This is a genomic window from Streptomyces sp. RG80 (genome assembly GCF_040446465.1).
Classification (GTDB): domain Bacteria; phylum Actinomycetota; class Actinomycetes; order Streptomycetales; family Streptomycetaceae; genus Streptomyces.
This window is the reverse complement of record NZ_JBEAAJ010000005.1, coordinates 368136-383533: the sequence shown is the minus strand read 5'-3', so window position 1 is coordinate 383533 and position 15398 is coordinate 368136. Positions and strand designations below refer to the sequence as shown.

Sequence of the window (15398 nt, the reverse complement as noted above, 5' to 3'; positions counted from 1 at the left end):
GGCCCTCTCAGGGATCGAGTCGGTAGCCGTAGCCACGGACGGTGGTGATGCGCGGGGCGGGCGCGGGGAGCCGGGCGAGCTTGCCGCGCAGCCGGTAGACGTGCTCGACCACGGTCGCGGGCTGCTGCCAGGAGGCGCCCCAGATCCGCTCCAGGAGCTGCTCCGCGGAGAAGACCCGGCCGGGCGCGGCGGCCAGCAGCTCCAGCAGGGCGTACTCCTTGGGCCGCAGCGACAGCAGGAAGCCGTCGGAGGATGCCTGGCGGGCGGCCGTGTCGATGCGCAGGGTGCCCACCTGGAGCACGGTCGGCGCCTCCGGCGGCTGGGAGCGGCGCAGCACCGCGCGGATCCGGGCCACCAGCTCCCGCTGCGAGAACGGTTTGACGAGGTAGTCGTCGGCGCCGATCTCCAGGCCCGCGACCCGGTCGGCCTCCGCCCCGCGGCCCGTGATCACGATGACCGGGAGGCGGCTCGTGGAGCGCAGGGCCCGCAGCAGCTCCAGACCGCTGCCGTCGGGAAGGCCCAGGTCCAGGACGGCGAGGTCGACTCCACCCTCGTACAGCGCGGCCTTGCCGGCCCGGGCGTCCATGGCCCAGGTGACGGTGAAGCCCTCGCGTTCCAGATAGGAACGGCACATCAGTGCGAAATCGGGTTCGTCCTCGATCAGGGTGAGGTGCGGACGCACGCCGCATCACCTGGCCCAACTGCCGTCCGCTCGTTGTGCAACCGGTGAGCGGGCGTTGATGCCCCGACCATGTGGCGAAGGTAGAACAGTAAAGGCCCACGGTTCAAGGGCCACGGCGTACGGGGGTGCCGCCCAGGGGGAGTTCCGGCGCGGGAGCGTGCGGTGCGGGGATGACGAAGTCACCGCACGCGCCCGTGCCGGAACAGGCGGCAGGTACGGAAGCGGGGACGGACGGCTTGCACGACAACCAGCTGGAGCCCGTCGACCAGGCCTCCTGGCCATCGGTCGGCGACCACACGCTCCTGCGTACGGCGAGCGGGCTGCTGGTCGCCGAACTGCACGGTGACCTCGATCTCGCCACCGCCACCCACCTGCGGTTCTGGCTCGACTCCCTGGTGGCGGTGGCCGCCCCGGCCTACGTCGTCGACCTGCGCCCGGTCTCCTTCGTCGACTCCACCGGCCTGAGCCTGCTGCTGCGCTTCCGGCGCCGCGTCACCGAGACCGACCGCGGATTCGCCCTGCTGTGTGACCCCGGTCAGCTGCGGCTGCTGCGCGCGCACGGCAGTCAGGATCTGCTGAATCCTTCCGTCACGCCGGCGGAGGCGATGTCCGGACTCATGGCACCAGCACCGCGGCCCCGCTGAAACGGCCGGCTTTGAGGTCCCGCAGCGCCTCGTCGGCCCGGGACAGCGGATAGGTATGCGTGGTCGCGCGGACGCCGTGGCGGGCGGCGAGCGCCAGGAACTCCCGGGCGTCCGCGCGGGTGTTGGAGGTGACGCTCGCACCTGCTTCTCGTAGAACAGCTCGCTCTCGTAGCGCAGCGGCGGAGTGTCGGTCAGGTGGATCCCGGCGATCGCCAGTGTCCCGCCCCGGTCCAGGGCCCGCAGCGCCACCGGGACCAGATCGCCGACCGGAGCGAACAGGATCGCGCTGTCGAGGGGCTCGGGCGGCAGGGTGTACGCGTCCTGCGCCGAGGCGGCCCCGAGGTCGAGCGCCGGCCGCCGGGCCGCCGCTCCGCGCGTGAGGACGTGCACGGTGGCGCCCTCGGCGAGCGCGACCTGTGCGCACAGATGGGCGCTGCCGCCGAAGCCGTACAGCCCGAGCCGGCCGCCGGGCGGGAGCGCGGCCCGGCGCAGGGCGCGGTGGCCGATGATGCCCGCGCACAGCAGTGGTGCGGCCGCCACGTCGTCGAGGCCGGCCGGCAGCCGGTGGGCGAAGGCGGCGGGCACGGTCGTGTACTCGGCGTAGCCGCCGTCGGCGTCCCAGCCGGTGTACCGGGAGTCCGGGCACAGGTTCTCGGCCCCGCGGAGACAGTAGGCGCAGGTCCCGTCCGTACGGCGCAGCCACGCCACCCCCACCCGGTCGCCCACGGCGAACCCGCCCGCCGCCCGCGCCACCACCCCGACGACCTCGTGCCCCGGCGTCACCCCGGGCCTGTGCACCGGGAGATCCCCCTCGCTGACGTGCAGGTCGGTGCGGCACACTCCGCAGGCGGTGACCCGCACCAGCAGCTCGTCGTCCCCCGGTACCGGCATCGAACCGGCCGCCAAACCGTCCCCCTCTGAAACGGACCGAACCGTTCGGCGCGCGGCTCGACGTGGCGGTGGCTAGCGTGAGAAACCGGACGAACCACCGAACCGGAGAGGGACGCGGTCATGGCCGTACAACCTGAGGGAACCCCCTGCTGGGCCGACGCGATGTTCAGCGACGTCGAAGGGGCGAAGAGCTTCTACGGCGACGTCCTCGGCTGGACCTTCGGCGAGTCGTCGTCGGAGTACGGCAACTACACGCAGGCCTACGCGAACGGAAAGGCCGTCGCCGCCGTCGTACCGCCCATGCCCGGCCAGGAGGGTCAGTCGCAGTGGTGTCTGTACTTCGCGAGCCCGGACGCCGCGGCCACCGCCGCGAAGATCCGTGACAACGGCGGCGAGGTGCTGATGGAGCCCATGGCGGTCGGCGACTTCGGCACCATGTGCCTGGGCCGCGACCCCAGCGGTGCCGTCTTCGGTGTCTGGCAGGCCGGACAGCACGAGGGGTTCGAGGCGATCGGCGAGCCCGGCGCGTACGCCTGGGCCGAGGTCTTCACCCGCGAGCCGGAGAAGACCGACGACTTCCTCACGGCCGTCTTCCCGTACCACGTGAAGCAGATGGAGCACGACGAGATCGACTTCCGGATCTTCGACATCGGGGAGAACACCGTCCTCGGCCGGATGAGGATGACGGACGAGTTCCCGCCCGAGATCCCCTCGTACGTGAATGTCTACTTCGCCGTCGCCGACTGCGACGACGCCGTGGCCAAGGCCACCAAGCTCGGCGGTGTGCTGCGCTTCGGGCCGATGGACAGCCCCTTCGGCCGGTTCGCGGCGCTGAGCGACCCGCAGGGCGCGAGCTTCTCGGTGATCGACCTGAGCACCACACAGGGTGAGATGCCGAAGATCACGGAGGTCTGAGGACCGGTGGCCGGGCGGCCGGTCCGCCCGTGGCATGATCGGGCCCATGCGTGAACGTGTGGTGGCCGCGTGCGACGGCGCTTCGAAGGGAAACCCCGGACCGGCCGGCTGGGCCTGGGTCGTCGCCGACGAGGGCGAGACCCCGAGCCGATGGGAGGCGGGCCCGCTCGGCAAGGCCACCAACAACGTCGCGGAACTCACCGCGCTGGAACGCCTGTTGACGGCGGTCGACCCGGACGTACCGCTGGAGATCCGGATGGACTCCCAGTACGCCATGAAGGCCGTCACCACCTGGCTGCCCGGCTGGAAGCGCAACGGCTGGAAGACCTCCGCCGGCAAGCCGGTCGCCAACCAGGACCTGGTCGTACGCATCGACGAGCTGCTCGACGGCCGCCAGGTCGACTTCCGCTACGTCCCCGCCCACCAGGTCGACGGCGACCGGCTCAACGACTTCGCGGACCGCGCCGCCAGCCAGGCCGCCGTCGTCCAGGAACCGGCGGGCAGCGAACACGGCTCGCCCGAGCCGCCGCCCTCGCCCGACACCCCGAAGGCCTCCCGCCCCGCCAAGGCCAAGTCGCCCCGGCGGAGCGGCGGTTCGGCCTCCTCCTCGCGCACGATCAAGGCCAAGTTCGCCGGCCGCTGCCTGTGCGGCCGGTCCTACGCGGCCGGCGCGGACATCGCCAAGAACGCGCAGGGCTGGGGCCACCCGGAGTGCCGTACGGCGGACGCCTGATCAGTCGGTGTCGAACGTGTAGTGCGCCCGGTGGTCCAGCAGATCCGCCGGGCGTACGTCGTTCCACGGCTTCATGGTCTCGTCGAGGTCGACGACGTCCCGGGTGCCGGCGGCGGGCAGATACGGCGAGTCCGGGTGCCTGCGCTGCCACTCGGCCCACAGCTTGTCGACGTAGGCGTGGTGCAGCCAGAACACCGGGTCGTTGGGGGAGACCCCGGTCGCCATCTGGCCGCCCACCCAGACATGGACCCGGTTGTGCAGATTGACCCCGCGCCAGCCCTCCAGATGGTTGCGGAAACCGTCCGAGGCGCTGTTCCAGGGCGCCATGTCGTACGTCGGCATGGCCAGCACGGAGTCGACCTCGGCCCGGGTCGGCAGCTCCCGTACGGACGTGCCCAGCGAGCGGCGCAGGAACGTACGGCCGTCCACGCGCACGGATATGGGCCAGTTGCCGGCCGACGCGGCGAACGGCCCGTCCATCACCTGGCCGTCCCGGCTGCGTCCGGTGCCGCCGAGGAAGTCCGGTCCCCAGAGCGAGGCGCGCGCGGAGCGGTCCACGGACCAGTCCCAGTACGGCAACGCCACCGAGGCGTCCACCGACTGCAACGCCCGCTCGAACTCGAGGAGGTATCTGCGGTGCCAGGGCAGGAACGACGGTGAACGGTGGCCCGTGCGCTCGCTGTTGTCGGTGTCGGACATGATGAAGGCGTTGTGCGTGGTGACGAAGGCGTCGTAGCGGCCGCTGCGCTTAAGCTCCAGGACGGCGGCGACGAACCGCCGCTTCTCGTCGGCGGTCAGACTCGCCTGGTTCTTGCGGACGGTCATGTGCGGTACTCCAAGGTGCGTACGGGACAGATCAGTTGGCCGGGAACGGGACGAGCCGCGCGCCCCGCAGCTCGTCGACCGCGGCCCGTGCGGCGGCCAGCGGCGTCGGGACCGGGTCGTAGTGGCTGACGACGCTGATCCAGCTGCCGTCGGCGTTGCGCATCACATGCAGCTCGGCCCCGTCGATGAACACGGCGTATCCGGCGCCGTGATGGTGACCGCCCCCCGCGACCGGCCGGCCCTGTATCCGGCGGCCCTTGTAGACCTCGTCGAAGGTCCCGGGGGCCCCGGGAGTGGGATGGTCGTGGGCGGCCGCCCGGGGTGCGACGGCGGCCGTGGTGGCGAGTGCGGCCGCGACGGCGAGCGCGTGACGGCGAGATGGTTCGGGCACGGGAGTCCTTTCAATGGCTGACGACTCCGCATGCCTATCGGCCCTGGTGAGAGCGGGAGAAATCCCTGCACACCGGTTGGCTGCGATCCGGACAATTACCAACATGTCGTGCAACATTGAACGAAGATGATCTTGCCTTGGCGGGGTCCCCGGTGTGCCGGAACGGGAAATTCCTTCTGTCGGGGCGCGTGTTTCGGGTGATCCCTCTCGGTCGGACGGTTCACCAGTGGCCTGGCTCACCTGGAGAAACTGGCGCAAACGCCTGCTACTCTGCGTCGTCAACTGACCGCTATGAGTAACTCCAGGGGTGCGCGTGAAGGTCGCCTGTGTCGGCGGCGGGCCCGCCGGCCTGTATCTGTCGATCCTGCTGAAACTGCAGGACCCGTCCCACGACATCACCGTCTACGAGCGCGATTCGGAGGGCTCGACCTACGGCTGGGGTGTCACCTACTGGCGCGGACTGCTCGACAAGCTCCACGAGCACGACCCCGAGTCGGCCCGCGCCGTCGAGGAACACTCCGTCCGCTGGAACGACGGTGTCGCCCACGTCCGGAACCTGACGACCCGCCACCGCGGCGACGAGGGCCACGGCATCGGCCGCCACCGCTTCCTCGAACTCCTCGCCGCCCGGGCCCGCTCGCTCGGTGTACGGCTGGAGTTCGAGCACGGGATCACCCCCGAGAACCTGCCCGAAGCCGACCTGGTCGTGGCCGGCGACGGCGTCCACAGCGCCCTGCGCACCGCACACGCCGACCACTTCGGCAGCGAGGTCAGAGCCGGGCGCAACCGCTACATCTGGCTCGGCACCAGCAAGGTCTTCGACGCCTTCACCTTCGCCTTCGTCGAGACCGACCACGGCTGGATCTGGGCCTACGGCTACGGCTTCGGTCCCGACCGCAGCACCTGCGTCATCGAATGCGCCCCCGAGACCTGGTCCGGGCTGGGGCTCGACCGCGCGGACGAGGCCGAGGGGCTGAACCTGCTGGAGAAGCTCTTCGCCGACATCCTCGACGGCCACTCCCTCATCGGCCGCTCCTCGGCCGACGGCAGCGCCCAGTGGCTGAACTTCCGCACCCTCACCAACCGCACCTGGTCCCGTGGCAACCTCGTCCTCCTCGGCGACGCCGCCCACACCACCCACTACTCCATCGGCGCCGGCACCACCCTCGCCCTGGAGGACGCCATCGCCCTGGCCGGAGCGCTGCGCGAACACCCCGACCTGCCCGAGGCCCTCGCCGCCTATGAGCGGCAACGCAAGGCCGAACTGCTCTCCGTGCAGAGCGCCGCCCGCTACAGCGCCCAGTGGTACGAGAACCTCCCGCGCTACATCAAGCTGCCCCCGCACCAGATGTTCGCCCTGCTCGGCCAGCGTCACTCACCCCTGCTGCCCTACATCCCGCCCCGGCTGTACTACCGGATCGACAAGGCGGCCGGGCGGCTGGAAGCGCTGCGGCGACTCAAGCGCTGGCTGGGTCCGAAGCTGGCGCGCAGCGTCCACGCCCGGAAGGTGAGCGGCGGGAAGTAGCGGTTTTCCCTCTTGGGTGAATGGCAATTCACCAGCTATGGTGAATTGCCATTCACCCATTTTTCATGCCCGCTGGAGTGCCGATGGACGAGCCCGCCGCGCCGCCCCGCTCCCTGCGGGAACGGCTCACGGTCCCGGTGCTGGCGTTCGGCGGCATCCTCATGGCCGTCATGCAGACCGTGGTCGTCCCCCTGCTCCCGGACCTGCCCCGGCTCACCGGCGCCTCGCCCGGCACTGTCTCCTGGATGGTCACCGCGACCCTGCTCGCCGGCGCCGTCCTCACCCCGGTCCTCGGCCGGGCCGGTGACATGTACGGCAAGCGCCGGGTCCTGATGGCGGCGCTCGCGCTGATGGCCGTGGGCTCGGTGCTCTGCGCTCTGTCCTCCGACATCCGGGTGCTCATCGCCGCCCGCGCCCTCTCCGGTGCCGCCTCCGCCGTCGTCCCGCTCTCCATCAGCATCCTGCGCGACGAACTCCCGCCCGAGCGGCGCGGCAACGCGGTGGCGCTGATGAGTTCGACCGTCGGGATCGGCGCGGCCCTCGGACTGCCCCTCGCGGCGGTCATCGTGCAGTACGCGAACTGGCACACCATGTTCTGGGTCACCGCCGCACTCGGCGTCATCGGTGTCACCTCGGTGTGGTGGGCGGTCCGGGAGTCGCCCGTCCGGGAGCCCGGCCGGTTCGACGTGCCGGGCACGCTGGGCCTGGCCGCCGGGCTGGTGTGTCTGCTGCTCGGGGTGTCCCAGGGCGGACAGTGGGGGTGGGGGAGTCCGCGGATCGTAGGACTCTTCGTGGCCGCCGTCGTCGTACTGGCGCTGTGGTGGTGGCAGCAGCTGCGGGCCGAACGGCCGCTGGTCGACCTGCGGCTGGTGTCGAAGCCGAGGGTCGGGCTCTCCCATGTGGCCGCGCTGCTGACCGGGTTCGCGTTCTACGCCAACTCCCTGGTCACGGCACAGCTTGTGCAGGCCCCCGAGGCCACCGGATACGGGCTCGGCCTGTCGATCGTCCAGACCGGACTGGTGCTGCTGCCGGGCGGCTTCATCATGCTGCTGTTCTCACCCGTCTCGGCCCGCATCTCCGCGGCCCGTGGACCGCGCATCACCCTCGCCCTCGGCGCCCTGGTCATCGCGGCCGGCTACGCCGTGCGCATAGCCGACAGCCACGACCTGTGGATGATCATGGTCGGTGCGGCGGTCGTCGGCACCGGCACCACCCTGGCCTACTCGGCGCTGCCCACCCTCATCCTGCACGCCGTCCCGGCCGGGCAGACCGCGTCAGCCAACGGCGTCAACGTCCTGATGCGCACGATCGGACAGGCCGTGTCGAGCGCCGCCGTCGCCGCGGTGCTGGTCCGGCACACCAGCTCGGTCGGCGGCGTCCCGGTCCCCGTCCTGGACGGCTATCTGCTGGCCTTCGGCATCGCGGGCACGGTCGCCCTGCTCGCCTGCGCGACCGCGCTGTGCATCCCCGGCGACCCGGGGGCCGGCGGGACACGCCGGGCCCGGGGAGCCCGTAAGGAGGTGATGGAGGGAGCATGAGTGCCGTGAGCACCGAACCGACCGCCGCCGCGTCCGTACGCCGGGACGCCGAGGCGACGAAGGCGGCCATCCTCAGGTCGGCCCGCTACCTCCTGGCCCGGCACGCCCACGCCGACATCACTCTCAAGGCGGTCGCAGAACGCGCCGGTGTCAGCCCGCCGTTGATCCTGAAGTACTTCGGCAACAAGGACGCACTCTTCGCCCGCGTGATGTCCTTCGAGGCGGACGCGGAAGCCCTGCTGGACGCCCCGCTGGAGGAACTGGGCCGGCACATGGTCCGGCATGTGCTGGTCAGCCAGACCGAGCGCGGCGCCGACCCCCTGCTCCGGATCGCGTTCGCCCCCCTCCACGGCGAACAGGGCGACATCCTGCGCGCCAACTTCCGCGCCCAGGTCACCGACCGCCTCGCCGACCGCCTCACCGGCCCCGAGCCGGGCCTGCGCGCCGAACTCGCCGTCGGCACCCTGCTCGGGCTCGGTGTCATGTACGGCATCGCCCGCGCCGAGCACCTCAGGGCGAGCACGGTCGAGGAGATCGTCGACCGGTACGCGCCCGTGGTGCAGGCGCAGTTGACGCCCTAGCCGAACAGCCCTAGCCGAACAGCCGGTCCAGGAAGGCGTTGCCGAACACCCCGTGCGGGTCGAGGCGGTCCAGGACGCCGGCCGCCTGGCCCCAGGCGGCCTCGCCGAGGGAGCCGGGCACGGCCGTGCCCAGCACCTCCTCGTCGTCCCACACGGCGTCCTCGGTGTAGGCCCAGCCCTTGGACCACTCGACGCGGGTGAGGGCGTGGGTGCCGTCGTGGCTGTCCAGCAGGAACCGCTCCAGTTCGCGCAGGAACGCCTCCGCGTGCGGTGTGCCCGGCAGGGTCAGTACGTCCAGCCAGACGGCGGTGTCCCACTCGGGGTGCTCGTCGTCGGGACGCAGGGCGGAGAGCAACGGGGCGCGGGCGCCGGTGAGTTCGGCGTCGGCCGGGTCGTCCAGGCCCGTCACGCGGATCTCGACCGAGCCGTTGACCGGGAAGCGGCCGAGGGCCGCGTACACGGTGAGCCGTTCGCGGTAGAAGGCGGTGAACTCGGCCACGACCCGCTGCACCTGGTCCCGCGAGGTGAGCACCGCGTACCCGTTGGCGTGCAGGCGCAGGGTGGTGGGCTTGACGTAGAGCAGGGTGTTCTTGGACGGGCCCCAGATGTCCGCCGACAGCGTCGCCACCAGCCCGAGCGCGGCCGCGTCCGCCTGTGCGTTGCCCAGGACCGGCGCCAGGTACCAGGCCGCGTCCGAGACCATCCGCCCGGCGATGTCCGACACCAGGGTCGGGACGTTGTCGGAGAAGGGGTAGTTGTACGGCGAGGTCACGCGCCGGGAGGTGAGCGGCTTCGTCGGCGCCACGCTCCACACCTTGAGCCACGGGAACTCGGTGAAGGCGAACCAGATCGCCTCGACCCGCCCGGCCTCGTCCAGGAAGCCCGCGAGCGTGCGTCCGCCGGTGCCGGGCGCGGCGAAGAGCTCGCCGGCCGGGATGTCCGTACGGCTGACGCAGCGCAGGTTCGAATCGGCGCCGACCCGCAGTACGACCTCGGTGACGAGGGTCCGGCCGAGATGGGTCAGCAGCGCGGCGGCGTCGGCCTCGTCGCGTTCGAAGGTCCGCAGCGCGTAGGCCCCGGCGGTCTCGTCCCACACGACCGCCGTCAGCGACAGCACCCGGTTGCTCAGCGAGCCGTACGTCTGCCCCGGCAGCCGCTCCTCGCCCTCGGCGGGTACGGCGGTGCCGTGCGCGTCGATCGCCAGGGCGCCGCCCAGCGTGAGGTCGCCGGGCGCGGGCGCGGCGGTGACCCCGAGGCCGCGTTTCTCCAGGAAGGTCAGCAGGGCCTCGGTCGAGACACCGGCGCCCGCCCGCACGGCGTCCGGCGCCTGGAGGGCCAGTCCGGTCAGATGCGCGGTCGTGTCGACCAGGAGCACGGGCGCGTCCGAGGAGGTGCCCTCGGTGATCGTCAGCGGGGACCAGCCGTGCGAGAAGCCCCGGGCGCGCACCCGCCAGCCGTTGCGCCAGGCCCAGTTGACGACGGCGACCGTCCGGTCCCCGTCGGCCGGAGCACAGGCCCACAGGCCGGTCGCCGTGATCTCGCCGACCCAGTTGCGGTACGCCGAGCGGTACAGCTCCACATCGCCCGGGAAGCCGGGCAGTTCCTGTGCGGCGACGGCCGGGTCGGCCGGTACGAGGGTCAGCGCGGCTGCGCTGAGGAGAAAGCTTCTGCGGGTCCAGTCGTGGGTCACCAGGTCACGCTAGGACCGCCTTGACAGAGAGCGCTTGCGCGTCGAAATGATTCACCCATGTGAGTGAATCAGTCGCGGATGCGCGCCCGGAGGAGCCCGTTCCGCGTCCGCCGGTGACGGATGACAGACTGACGCCATGGACGAGCGCACTTTCGGCAGGTTGGGTCAGCAGGCATCCGTCGTCGGTCTCGGCACCTGGCAACTGGGGGCCGACTGGGGAGACGTGGACGACAAGGAAGCCCTTTCGGTACTGGAGGCGGCGGCCGAGTCCGGCGTCACCTTCTTCGACACCGCCGACGTGTACGGCGACGGCCGCAGCGAGCAGACCATCGCCACGTTCCTGCGCGGCCGGCCCGACCTGCATGTGCTGGTCGCCACCAAGATGGGCCGCCGGGTCGACCAGATCCCGGAGAACTACGTACTCGACAACTTCCGCGCCTGGAACGACCGTTCCCGCCGCAACCTGGGCGTCGACCGCCTGGACCTGGTGCAGCTGCACTGCCCGCCCACGCCGGTCTACTCGACGGACGAGGTCTACGACGCGCTGGACACCCTCGTCGCCGAGGAGCGCATCGCCGCGTACGGCGTCAGCGTGGAGACCTGCGAGGAGGCCCTGACCGCGATCGCCCGGCCGGGCGTGGCCAGCGTCCAGATCATCTTCAACGCGTTCCGCATGAAGCCGCTGGCGCAGGTCCTCCCCGCCGCGCGGGAGGCGGGCGTCGGCATCATCGCGCGGGTGCCCCTGGCCTCCGGTCTGCTGTCCGGCAAGTACACCAAGGACACCGTCTTCCCCGAGAACGACCACCGCACCTACAACCGGCACGGCGAGTCCTTCGACGTCGGCGAGACCTTCTCCGGCGTCGACTACACCACGGGTGTGGAGGCCGCCGCCGAGTTCTCCGCCCTGGCCCCCGAGGGATACACCCCGGCCCAGCTGGCGCTGCGCTGGATCATCCAGCAGCCCGGTGTGACCACCGTGATCCCCGGCGCCCGCAACCCCGAGCAGGCCCGCGCCAACGCGGCCGCCGCCACGCTGCCGGAGCTGTCCGAGCAGACGCTCGGCGCGGTCCGGGACCTCTACGACCGACGGATCAAGGAGCAGGTCGAGAGCCGCTGGTAGTCCATGAGAGACGGAAGCCCGGCTGTTTGAACGATCAGACGCCGGGTTACCCGTCCCGCATGGTGCAGGCAGCGGAGAGGCGAACAGGCCGCGACGAGACCGAGGACGAGCGCGCCGACCGTATGTGGGGCGAGCTCATGCAGGAGATCAGGGTCGCGCAGATGGGCGTACAGATCCTGTTCGGTTTCCTGCTGACCGTCGTGTTCACACCGAAGTACGCGGACCTCGGCGACACCGAGCAGACCATCTACATCACGACGGTCGTCCTCGGCGCCATCGCCACCGGCGCCCTCATCGGACCGGTCTCCCTGCACCGGCTGGTGTCCGGGCGGCGCATCAAGCCGCGCGCGGTGGAGTGGGCGGCCCGGCTCACCTTCGTCGGGCTGGTGCTGCTGCTCGCCACGACGGCCGCCTCGCTCCTGCTCATCCTGCGGGTCGCCACCCACGATCCCTACGTGCCGTGGCTGGTCACCGCAGTGGTCGGCTGGTACCTGGTGTGCTGGTTCCTGCTGCCGCTGTGGGTCCGGCGCCGCTATACGTCGAAGTGAGGCCCAGGAGGGCCAGCTGCCGGTCGTGCAGCCGGCTCCACACCAGCACCGAGACGGTGGCGCCGAGCAGGGCGCAGAACATGTCCCACTGGGTGTCCCACACATCGCCCTGGGTGGCGAGGAAGGCGTCCGCCGCCTGACCGCCGATCACCGCGGCCAGCCACTCCAGCATCTCGAAGACGGCGCTGAAGGCCAGACACGCGCACACCGTGAGCGGCGCCAGCCAGCGGCTGCCCCGCAGCGGCGAGGTACGGCTGAGCAGCTCCCGTACCAGCACGGCGGGGACGAAGCCCTGCATGAGGTGGCCGAACCGGTCGTACGGGTTGCGCTCCAGGCCGAGTGTGTCGCGCAGCCAGTTCCCGAACGGCACCTCCGCGTACGTGTAGTGGCCGCCGACCACCAGCACCAGCGCGTGGGCGGCGAGCAGACAGCACAGCAGGTCCGTCAGCGGGAAGCGGCGCCAGGTCAGCACGATCAGCGGCAGCCCGACCAGCACCCACACCGTCTCCAGGAACCACGTCGTGCGATCCCGCGGACCCCACGCGGAGAGGGCCACTCCCGCGACCACGACCCAGGCGAGCAGGATGGGCACAGGACGGCGAACTGCTGTCATTGCGGGGCTCCTTGTCTTCGGAGCCCCATCGTGGCGGCGGGGCGGCGCAGCGGCATGAGTACGGCTACTCAGCTCTGCCCCGGGCGAAGACCTCCGAGATCAGGTCGTCCACCCGGGTCTCCTCCCGACCCGGCGGCACCACCTGGTGCGTCCTGCGCAGGAACGAGGCGAGCGCCGGGGCCCAGGCGAACACCACGGCGTGATGCCGGCCGCCGTTCGCACGGGCGTCGCCGAGGAACTCCATGCGCAGTTCCTCCCACACACCGCACGACACGGGGCGCAGTCGCACGTCACCGACGCCGACCGGGCGCTCCAGCCCTTCGGCGAGCATCTCCCGGTCCAGCCGCCAGCGGGCCAGGACCTGGCCGTCATGGCTGAACACGGCCGTGACGGCGAACGGGTCTGCGGGGTCGTACCCCACGTGGGCGAGCACGGGGAAACGGTCCGTGTCGCCCGCCTGGAGCTGTACGACGAGGGTCTTGTGCACGTAGGGGTTCACGGGAGGGCCTCCGGGAGAACGGCGTGGGGCCCTCAAGTACCCCGCACGGGCACAAGATGCTCACTCCTGAGGCTGATTCCCGCGCGCGCCCCGCAGGGCCGTGATGCAGGATCCGATGGCCTGCTGCAACTCCTCGAGCTGCTGGACCATGTCGTCCTCGTAGAAGTCCTGCGCGTCGTCGAAGGTGAGTTCCTCGAACACCTTGGTCGCCTTCTGCAGGCTGCTGTAGAACTTCGTCCGCCGTTCCTGGACGCGGAGTTCGGGGTCCGCCTCCACGGCCTCGACGACGAGGGTCTTCATGGTGCCGTAGGCCTCGGTGGCCCACTCGCCGGTGTCCTCGTCCTCGTCCAGTTCGTCGAGGAGCGACAGATGCCGCTCGGCCTCCTGGCGGAGGTCGGCGGGCGCCTCGACGAGCTGCCCGGCGGGGGTCTTGATCTGGCCCGACTCGGCGATCTGACGGACGTAGTCGATCCGGTCGACGGACCGGCTCTCGGTGGCGACGGCCTTCTTCAGATCATCGGTGCGCACGACGTCACGGGCCAACTCGGCCTGGAGCTCGGGGTCCTCGCGAACCCGGTCCAGGAGCGCCTGGCGGGCGGCGCGGGCCGTGGAGGGGTCGGCGAGGATCGCGGCGCGCAGCGCGGTGGGGTTCTCGGCGACCTCCAGCGCCTTGGTCGGCCGGATGCCCTCCGCCTCGGCGGCCTCGGCGATGGCGGTGCCGCGCTCGGAGGAGGCGCTGTTGCGGGAGACGTAGTAGCTCAGCCAGACGTCGGCGTCCGGGAGCTCCACCTCCTGGCCCGGCGTGAGTCCCTCGAAGTGCGGGACGAGACCGTCGTCGGCGGCCCGGTCCCACGCCTTGTAGTAGCGCATGACACGATCCGGGGAGCAGCCGGCGAGCTCGGCGAACTCCTTCGCGGACACCTTCGGCGTCTCGTCCGCGCCCTGGCCGCCGGGCCGCACGCTGCGCGCCACCATCAGGCCGAAGGTCCATCCGCCGGTGCGCGCGTAGACGCCGAACTCACGCGCGTCCCGCGCGACGAGGTCGGACAGGGGCGCGGGGGACGTCTCGGACGGGGCGATCGCTAGGGTCACGGGGGACTCTCCTGGGTGGGGGCCGGCGGGTCTGCACAGGTGCAGACCGGCAGCCTATATCCACCCATTGGAGATGCTTTGGCAGCCCCTGTGTGTCTATGAGTCCAGGGCGTCGTGCAGTGCGGGCAGCAGCGTCTTCTCCGCCCAGTCCAGATACGCCGGCTGCGACTCGCCGCCGATCTGCACGAGCGCGATCTCGGTGAACCCGGCCTCCGCGTACGGTCGTACGGCCTCGACGAAGTCCTCCGGGTCGTCGCCGCAGGGGATCGAGGAGGCGACGTCGTCGGGTGTCACGAACTGGGTCGCGGACTCGAAGGAATCGGGGTGCGGCAGCTCGGAGTTGACCTTCCAGCCGCCGCCGAACCAGCGGAACTGCGCGTGCGCGCGCTTCACCGCCAGCTCACGGTCCGGGTCGTAGCAGACCGGCAGCTGGCCGACGCGCGGCTTGCCGCTGCCGCCGTGCCGGTCGAAGGCGTCGAGCAGCCCTTCCTTGGGCTCCGTCGCGATCGCCAGGTCCGCGAGCCGGCCCGCGAGCGCGCAGGACTGCTCGCCGGAGACCGCGATGCCCAGCGGCGGCGGCTCGGCGGGCAGGTCCCACAGCCGGGCCGACTCCACGTCGAAGTGCGTCCCGCGATGGTTCACGTGCCCGCCCCGGAAGAGCGCCCGGATGACCTCCACCGCCTCCTCCAGCATCTCGTGCCGCACGTCCACCGACGGCCAACCACCGCCCACCACATGCTCGTTGAGATTCTCCCCCGAGCCGAGCCCCAGCCGGAACCGGCCCTCGGAGAGCAGCTGCATCGTCGCCGCCTTCTGCGCCACCACCGCCGGGTGGTAGCGGAAGGTCGGACACGTCACGTACGTCATCAGCGGGATCCGGGAGGTCGCCTGCGCGGCGGCCCCCAGCACACTCCACGCGTACGGTGAGTGACCCTGTGAGCGCAGCCACGGAAAGTAGTGGTCCGAGGTCACCGAGAAGTCGAAGCCGACCTCCTCGGCCCGCACCACATGGTCGACGAGCTCTCGCGGGCCGGCCTGTTCGGTCATCATCGTGTATCCGATTCGCACCATAAGGGGCGAGTCCCCGGCCTCCGGGACAGAAAACGGCTCC

The 15398-nt window shown here is 71.2% G+C and carries 16 protein-coding genes and 1 pseudogene; 8 read left to right on the top strand and 9 right to left on the bottom strand.

All coding sequences use genetic code 11. From position 1 onward, the window contains the following. Window positions 1–7: 7 nt before the first annotated feature. Complete coding sequence (locus ABKA17_RS19455; protein ID WP_353693360.1) at window positions 8–682, bottom strand: response regulator transcription factor; 675 nt, start codon at window positions 680–682, stop codon at window positions 8–10. Window positions 683–852: 170 nt separating this feature from the next. On the opposite strand from ABKA17_RS19455, the gene ABKA17_RS19450 reads away from it, so the two are divergent. Then, complete coding sequence (locus ABKA17_RS19450) at window positions 853–1326, top strand: STAS domain-containing protein (RefSeq protein ID WP_353693626.1); 474 nt, start codon at window positions 853–855, stop codon at window positions 1324–1326. Here ABKA17_RS19450 and ABKA17_RS19445 read toward each other — a convergent pair. Beyond that, window positions 1298–2217 (bottom strand): annotated as a pseudogene (locus ABKA17_RS19445) (zinc-binding alcohol dehydrogenase family protein). The gene ABKA17_RS19450 and the pseudogene ABKA17_RS19445 sit on opposite strands and share 29 nt — an antisense overlap. 120 nt (window positions 2218–2337) lie before the next feature. On the opposite strand from ABKA17_RS19445, the gene ABKA17_RS19440 reads away from it, so the two are divergent. Then, window positions 2338–3132: a VOC family protein gene (locus ABKA17_RS19440; protein WP_353693359.1), complete on the top strand. Its 795-nt coding sequence runs from the start codon at window positions 2338–2340 to the stop codon at window positions 3130–3132. A gap of 34 nt (window positions 3133–3166) precedes the next feature. Beyond that, window positions 3167–3865 carry a ribonuclease H family protein gene (locus ABKA17_RS19435; RefSeq protein WP_353693358.1) on the top strand — a complete coding sequence of 233 codons (699 nt, stop codon included), beginning with the start codon at window positions 3167–3169 and terminating at the stop codon, window positions 3863–3865. On the opposite strand, the gene melC2 is transcribed toward ABKA17_RS19435, so the two are convergent. After that, complete coding sequence (gene melC2, locus ABKA17_RS19430; RefSeq protein ID WP_353693357.1) at window positions 3866–4690, bottom strand: tyrosinase MelC2; 825 nt, start codon at window positions 4688–4690, stop codon at window positions 3866–3868. 31 nt (window positions 4691–4721) lie between these two features. Continuing rightward, on the bottom strand, window positions 4722–5081 hold the full coding sequence (gene melC1, locus ABKA17_RS19425; RefSeq protein WP_353693356.1) for an apotyrosinase chaperone MelC1: 360 nt from the start codon (window positions 5079–5081) through the stop codon (window positions 4722–4724). Window positions 5082–5388: 307 nt separating this feature from the next. On the opposite strand from melC1, the gene ABKA17_RS19420 reads away from it, so the two are divergent. The 3 genes from ABKA17_RS19420 (at window position 5389) to ABKA17_RS19410 (ending at window position 8725) form a co-directional block, all read left to right on the top strand. Then, window positions 5389–6606 carry an FAD-dependent monooxygenase gene (locus ABKA17_RS19420; protein WP_353693355.1) on the top strand — a complete coding sequence of 406 codons (1218 nt, stop codon included), beginning with the start codon at window positions 5389–5391 and terminating at the stop codon, window positions 6604–6606. Between the two features lie 83 nt (window positions 6607–6689). Then, entirely contained in the window at window positions 6690–8144 is a 1455-nt protein-coding gene (locus ABKA17_RS19415) for an MFS transporter (protein WP_502994316.1), read from the top strand. Then, the gene (locus ABKA17_RS19410) at window positions 8141–8725 is read left to right on the top strand and encodes a TetR/AcrR family transcriptional regulator (RefSeq protein ID WP_353693353.1); all 585 of its coding nucleotides are present in this window, start codon (window positions 8141–8143) and stop codon (window positions 8723–8725) included. Before ABKA17_RS19415 ends, ABKA17_RS19410 begins: the two co-directional genes overlap by 4 nt. Window positions 8726–8735: 10 nt before the next feature. Here ABKA17_RS19410 and ABKA17_RS19405 read toward each other — a convergent pair whose 3' ends face one another. Continuing rightward, window positions 8736–10415, bottom strand: coding sequence for a cholesterol oxidase substrate-binding domain-containing protein (locus ABKA17_RS19405; protein WP_353693352.1), 1680 nt, complete (start codon window positions 10413–10415; stop codon window positions 8736–8738). 136 nt (window positions 10416–10551) lie between these two features. Between ABKA17_RS19405 and ABKA17_RS19400 the strand changes: the two genes are divergently transcribed. Both ABKA17_RS19400 and ABKA17_RS19395 read left to right on the top strand, forming a co-directional pair. After that, window positions 10552–11535: an aldo/keto reductase gene (locus tag ABKA17_RS19400; protein WP_353693351.1), complete on the top strand. Its 984-nt coding sequence runs from the start codon at window positions 10552–10554 to the stop codon at window positions 11533–11535. A gap of 59 nt (window positions 11536–11594) precedes the next feature. Then, window positions 11595–12083, top strand: coding sequence for a DUF6328 family protein (locus tag ABKA17_RS19395; protein WP_353693350.1), 489 nt, complete (start codon window positions 11595–11597; stop codon window positions 12081–12083). On the opposite strand, the gene ABKA17_RS19390 is transcribed toward ABKA17_RS19395, so the two are convergent. From ABKA17_RS19390 to ABKA17_RS19375, 4 genes are all read right to left on the bottom strand, one after another. Continuing rightward, a complete protein-coding gene (locus ABKA17_RS19390) occupies window positions 12004–12696 on the bottom strand; it encodes a DUF2238 domain-containing protein (protein WP_353693349.1) in 693 nt (230 codons plus the stop codon). The genes ABKA17_RS19395 and ABKA17_RS19390 overlap by 80 nt on opposite strands. Before the next feature lie 64 nt (window positions 12697–12760). Next, window positions 12761–13195 carry an SsgA family sporulation/cell division regulator gene (locus ABKA17_RS19385; RefSeq protein WP_353693348.1) on the bottom strand — a complete coding sequence of 145 codons (435 nt, stop codon included), beginning with the start codon at window positions 13193–13195 and terminating at the stop codon, window positions 12761–12763. 60 nt (window positions 13196–13255) lie between these two features. Then, the gene (locus ABKA17_RS19380) at window positions 13256–14287 is read right to left on the bottom strand and encodes a hypothetical protein (RefSeq protein WP_353693347.1); all 1032 of its coding nucleotides are present in this window, start codon (window positions 14285–14287) and stop codon (window positions 13256–13258) included. Window positions 14288–14383: 96 nt separating this feature from the next. Next, the gene (locus tag ABKA17_RS19375; RefSeq protein ID WP_353693346.1) at window positions 14384–15358 is read right to left on the bottom strand and encodes an LLM class F420-dependent oxidoreductase; all 975 of its coding nucleotides are present in this window, start codon (window positions 15356–15358) and stop codon (window positions 14384–14386) included. Window positions 15359–15398: the final 40 nt, after the last annotated feature.

Excerpts from the sequence above, each read along its gene's own strand:
- ABKA17_RS19450 (WP_353693626.1), top strand. The coding sequence starts at position 853 with ATGACGAAGTCACCGCACGCGCCCGTGCCGGAACAGGCGGCAGGTACG.
- ABKA17_RS19440 (WP_353693359.1), top strand. The coding sequence starts at position 2,338 with ATGGCCGTACAACCTGAGGGAACCCCCTGCTGGGCCGACGCGATGTTC.
- ABKA17_RS19435 (WP_353693358.1), top strand. The coding sequence starts at position 3,167 with ATGATCGGGCCCATGCGTGAACGTGTGGTGGCCGCGTGCGACGGCGCT.
- melC2 (WP_353693357.1), bottom strand. The coding sequence starts at position 4,690 with ATGACCGTCCGCAAGAACCAGGCGAGTCTGACCGCCGACGAGAAGCGG.
- ABKA17_RS19415 (WP_502994316.1), top strand. The coding sequence starts at position 6,690 with ATGGACGAGCCCGCCGCGCCGCCCCGCTCCCTGCGGGAACGGCTCACG.
- ABKA17_RS19410 (WP_353693353.1), top strand. The coding sequence starts at position 8,141 with ATGAGTGCCGTGAGCACCGAACCGACCGCCGCCGCGTCCGTACGCCGG.
- ABKA17_RS19400 (WP_353693351.1), top strand. The coding sequence starts at position 10,552 with ATGGACGAGCGCACTTTCGGCAGGTTGGGTCAGCAGGCATCCGTCGTC.
- ABKA17_RS19395 (WP_353693350.1), top strand. The coding sequence starts at position 11,595 with ATGGTGCAGGCAGCGGAGAGGCGAACAGGCCGCGACGAGACCGAGGAC.
- ABKA17_RS19390 (WP_353693349.1), bottom strand. The coding sequence starts at position 12,696 with ATGACAGCAGTTCGCCGTCCTGTGCCCATCCTGCTCGCCTGGGTCGTG.
- ABKA17_RS19375 (WP_353693346.1), bottom strand. The coding sequence starts at position 15,358 with ATGGTGCGAATCGGATACACGATGATGACCGAACAGGCCGGCCCGCGA.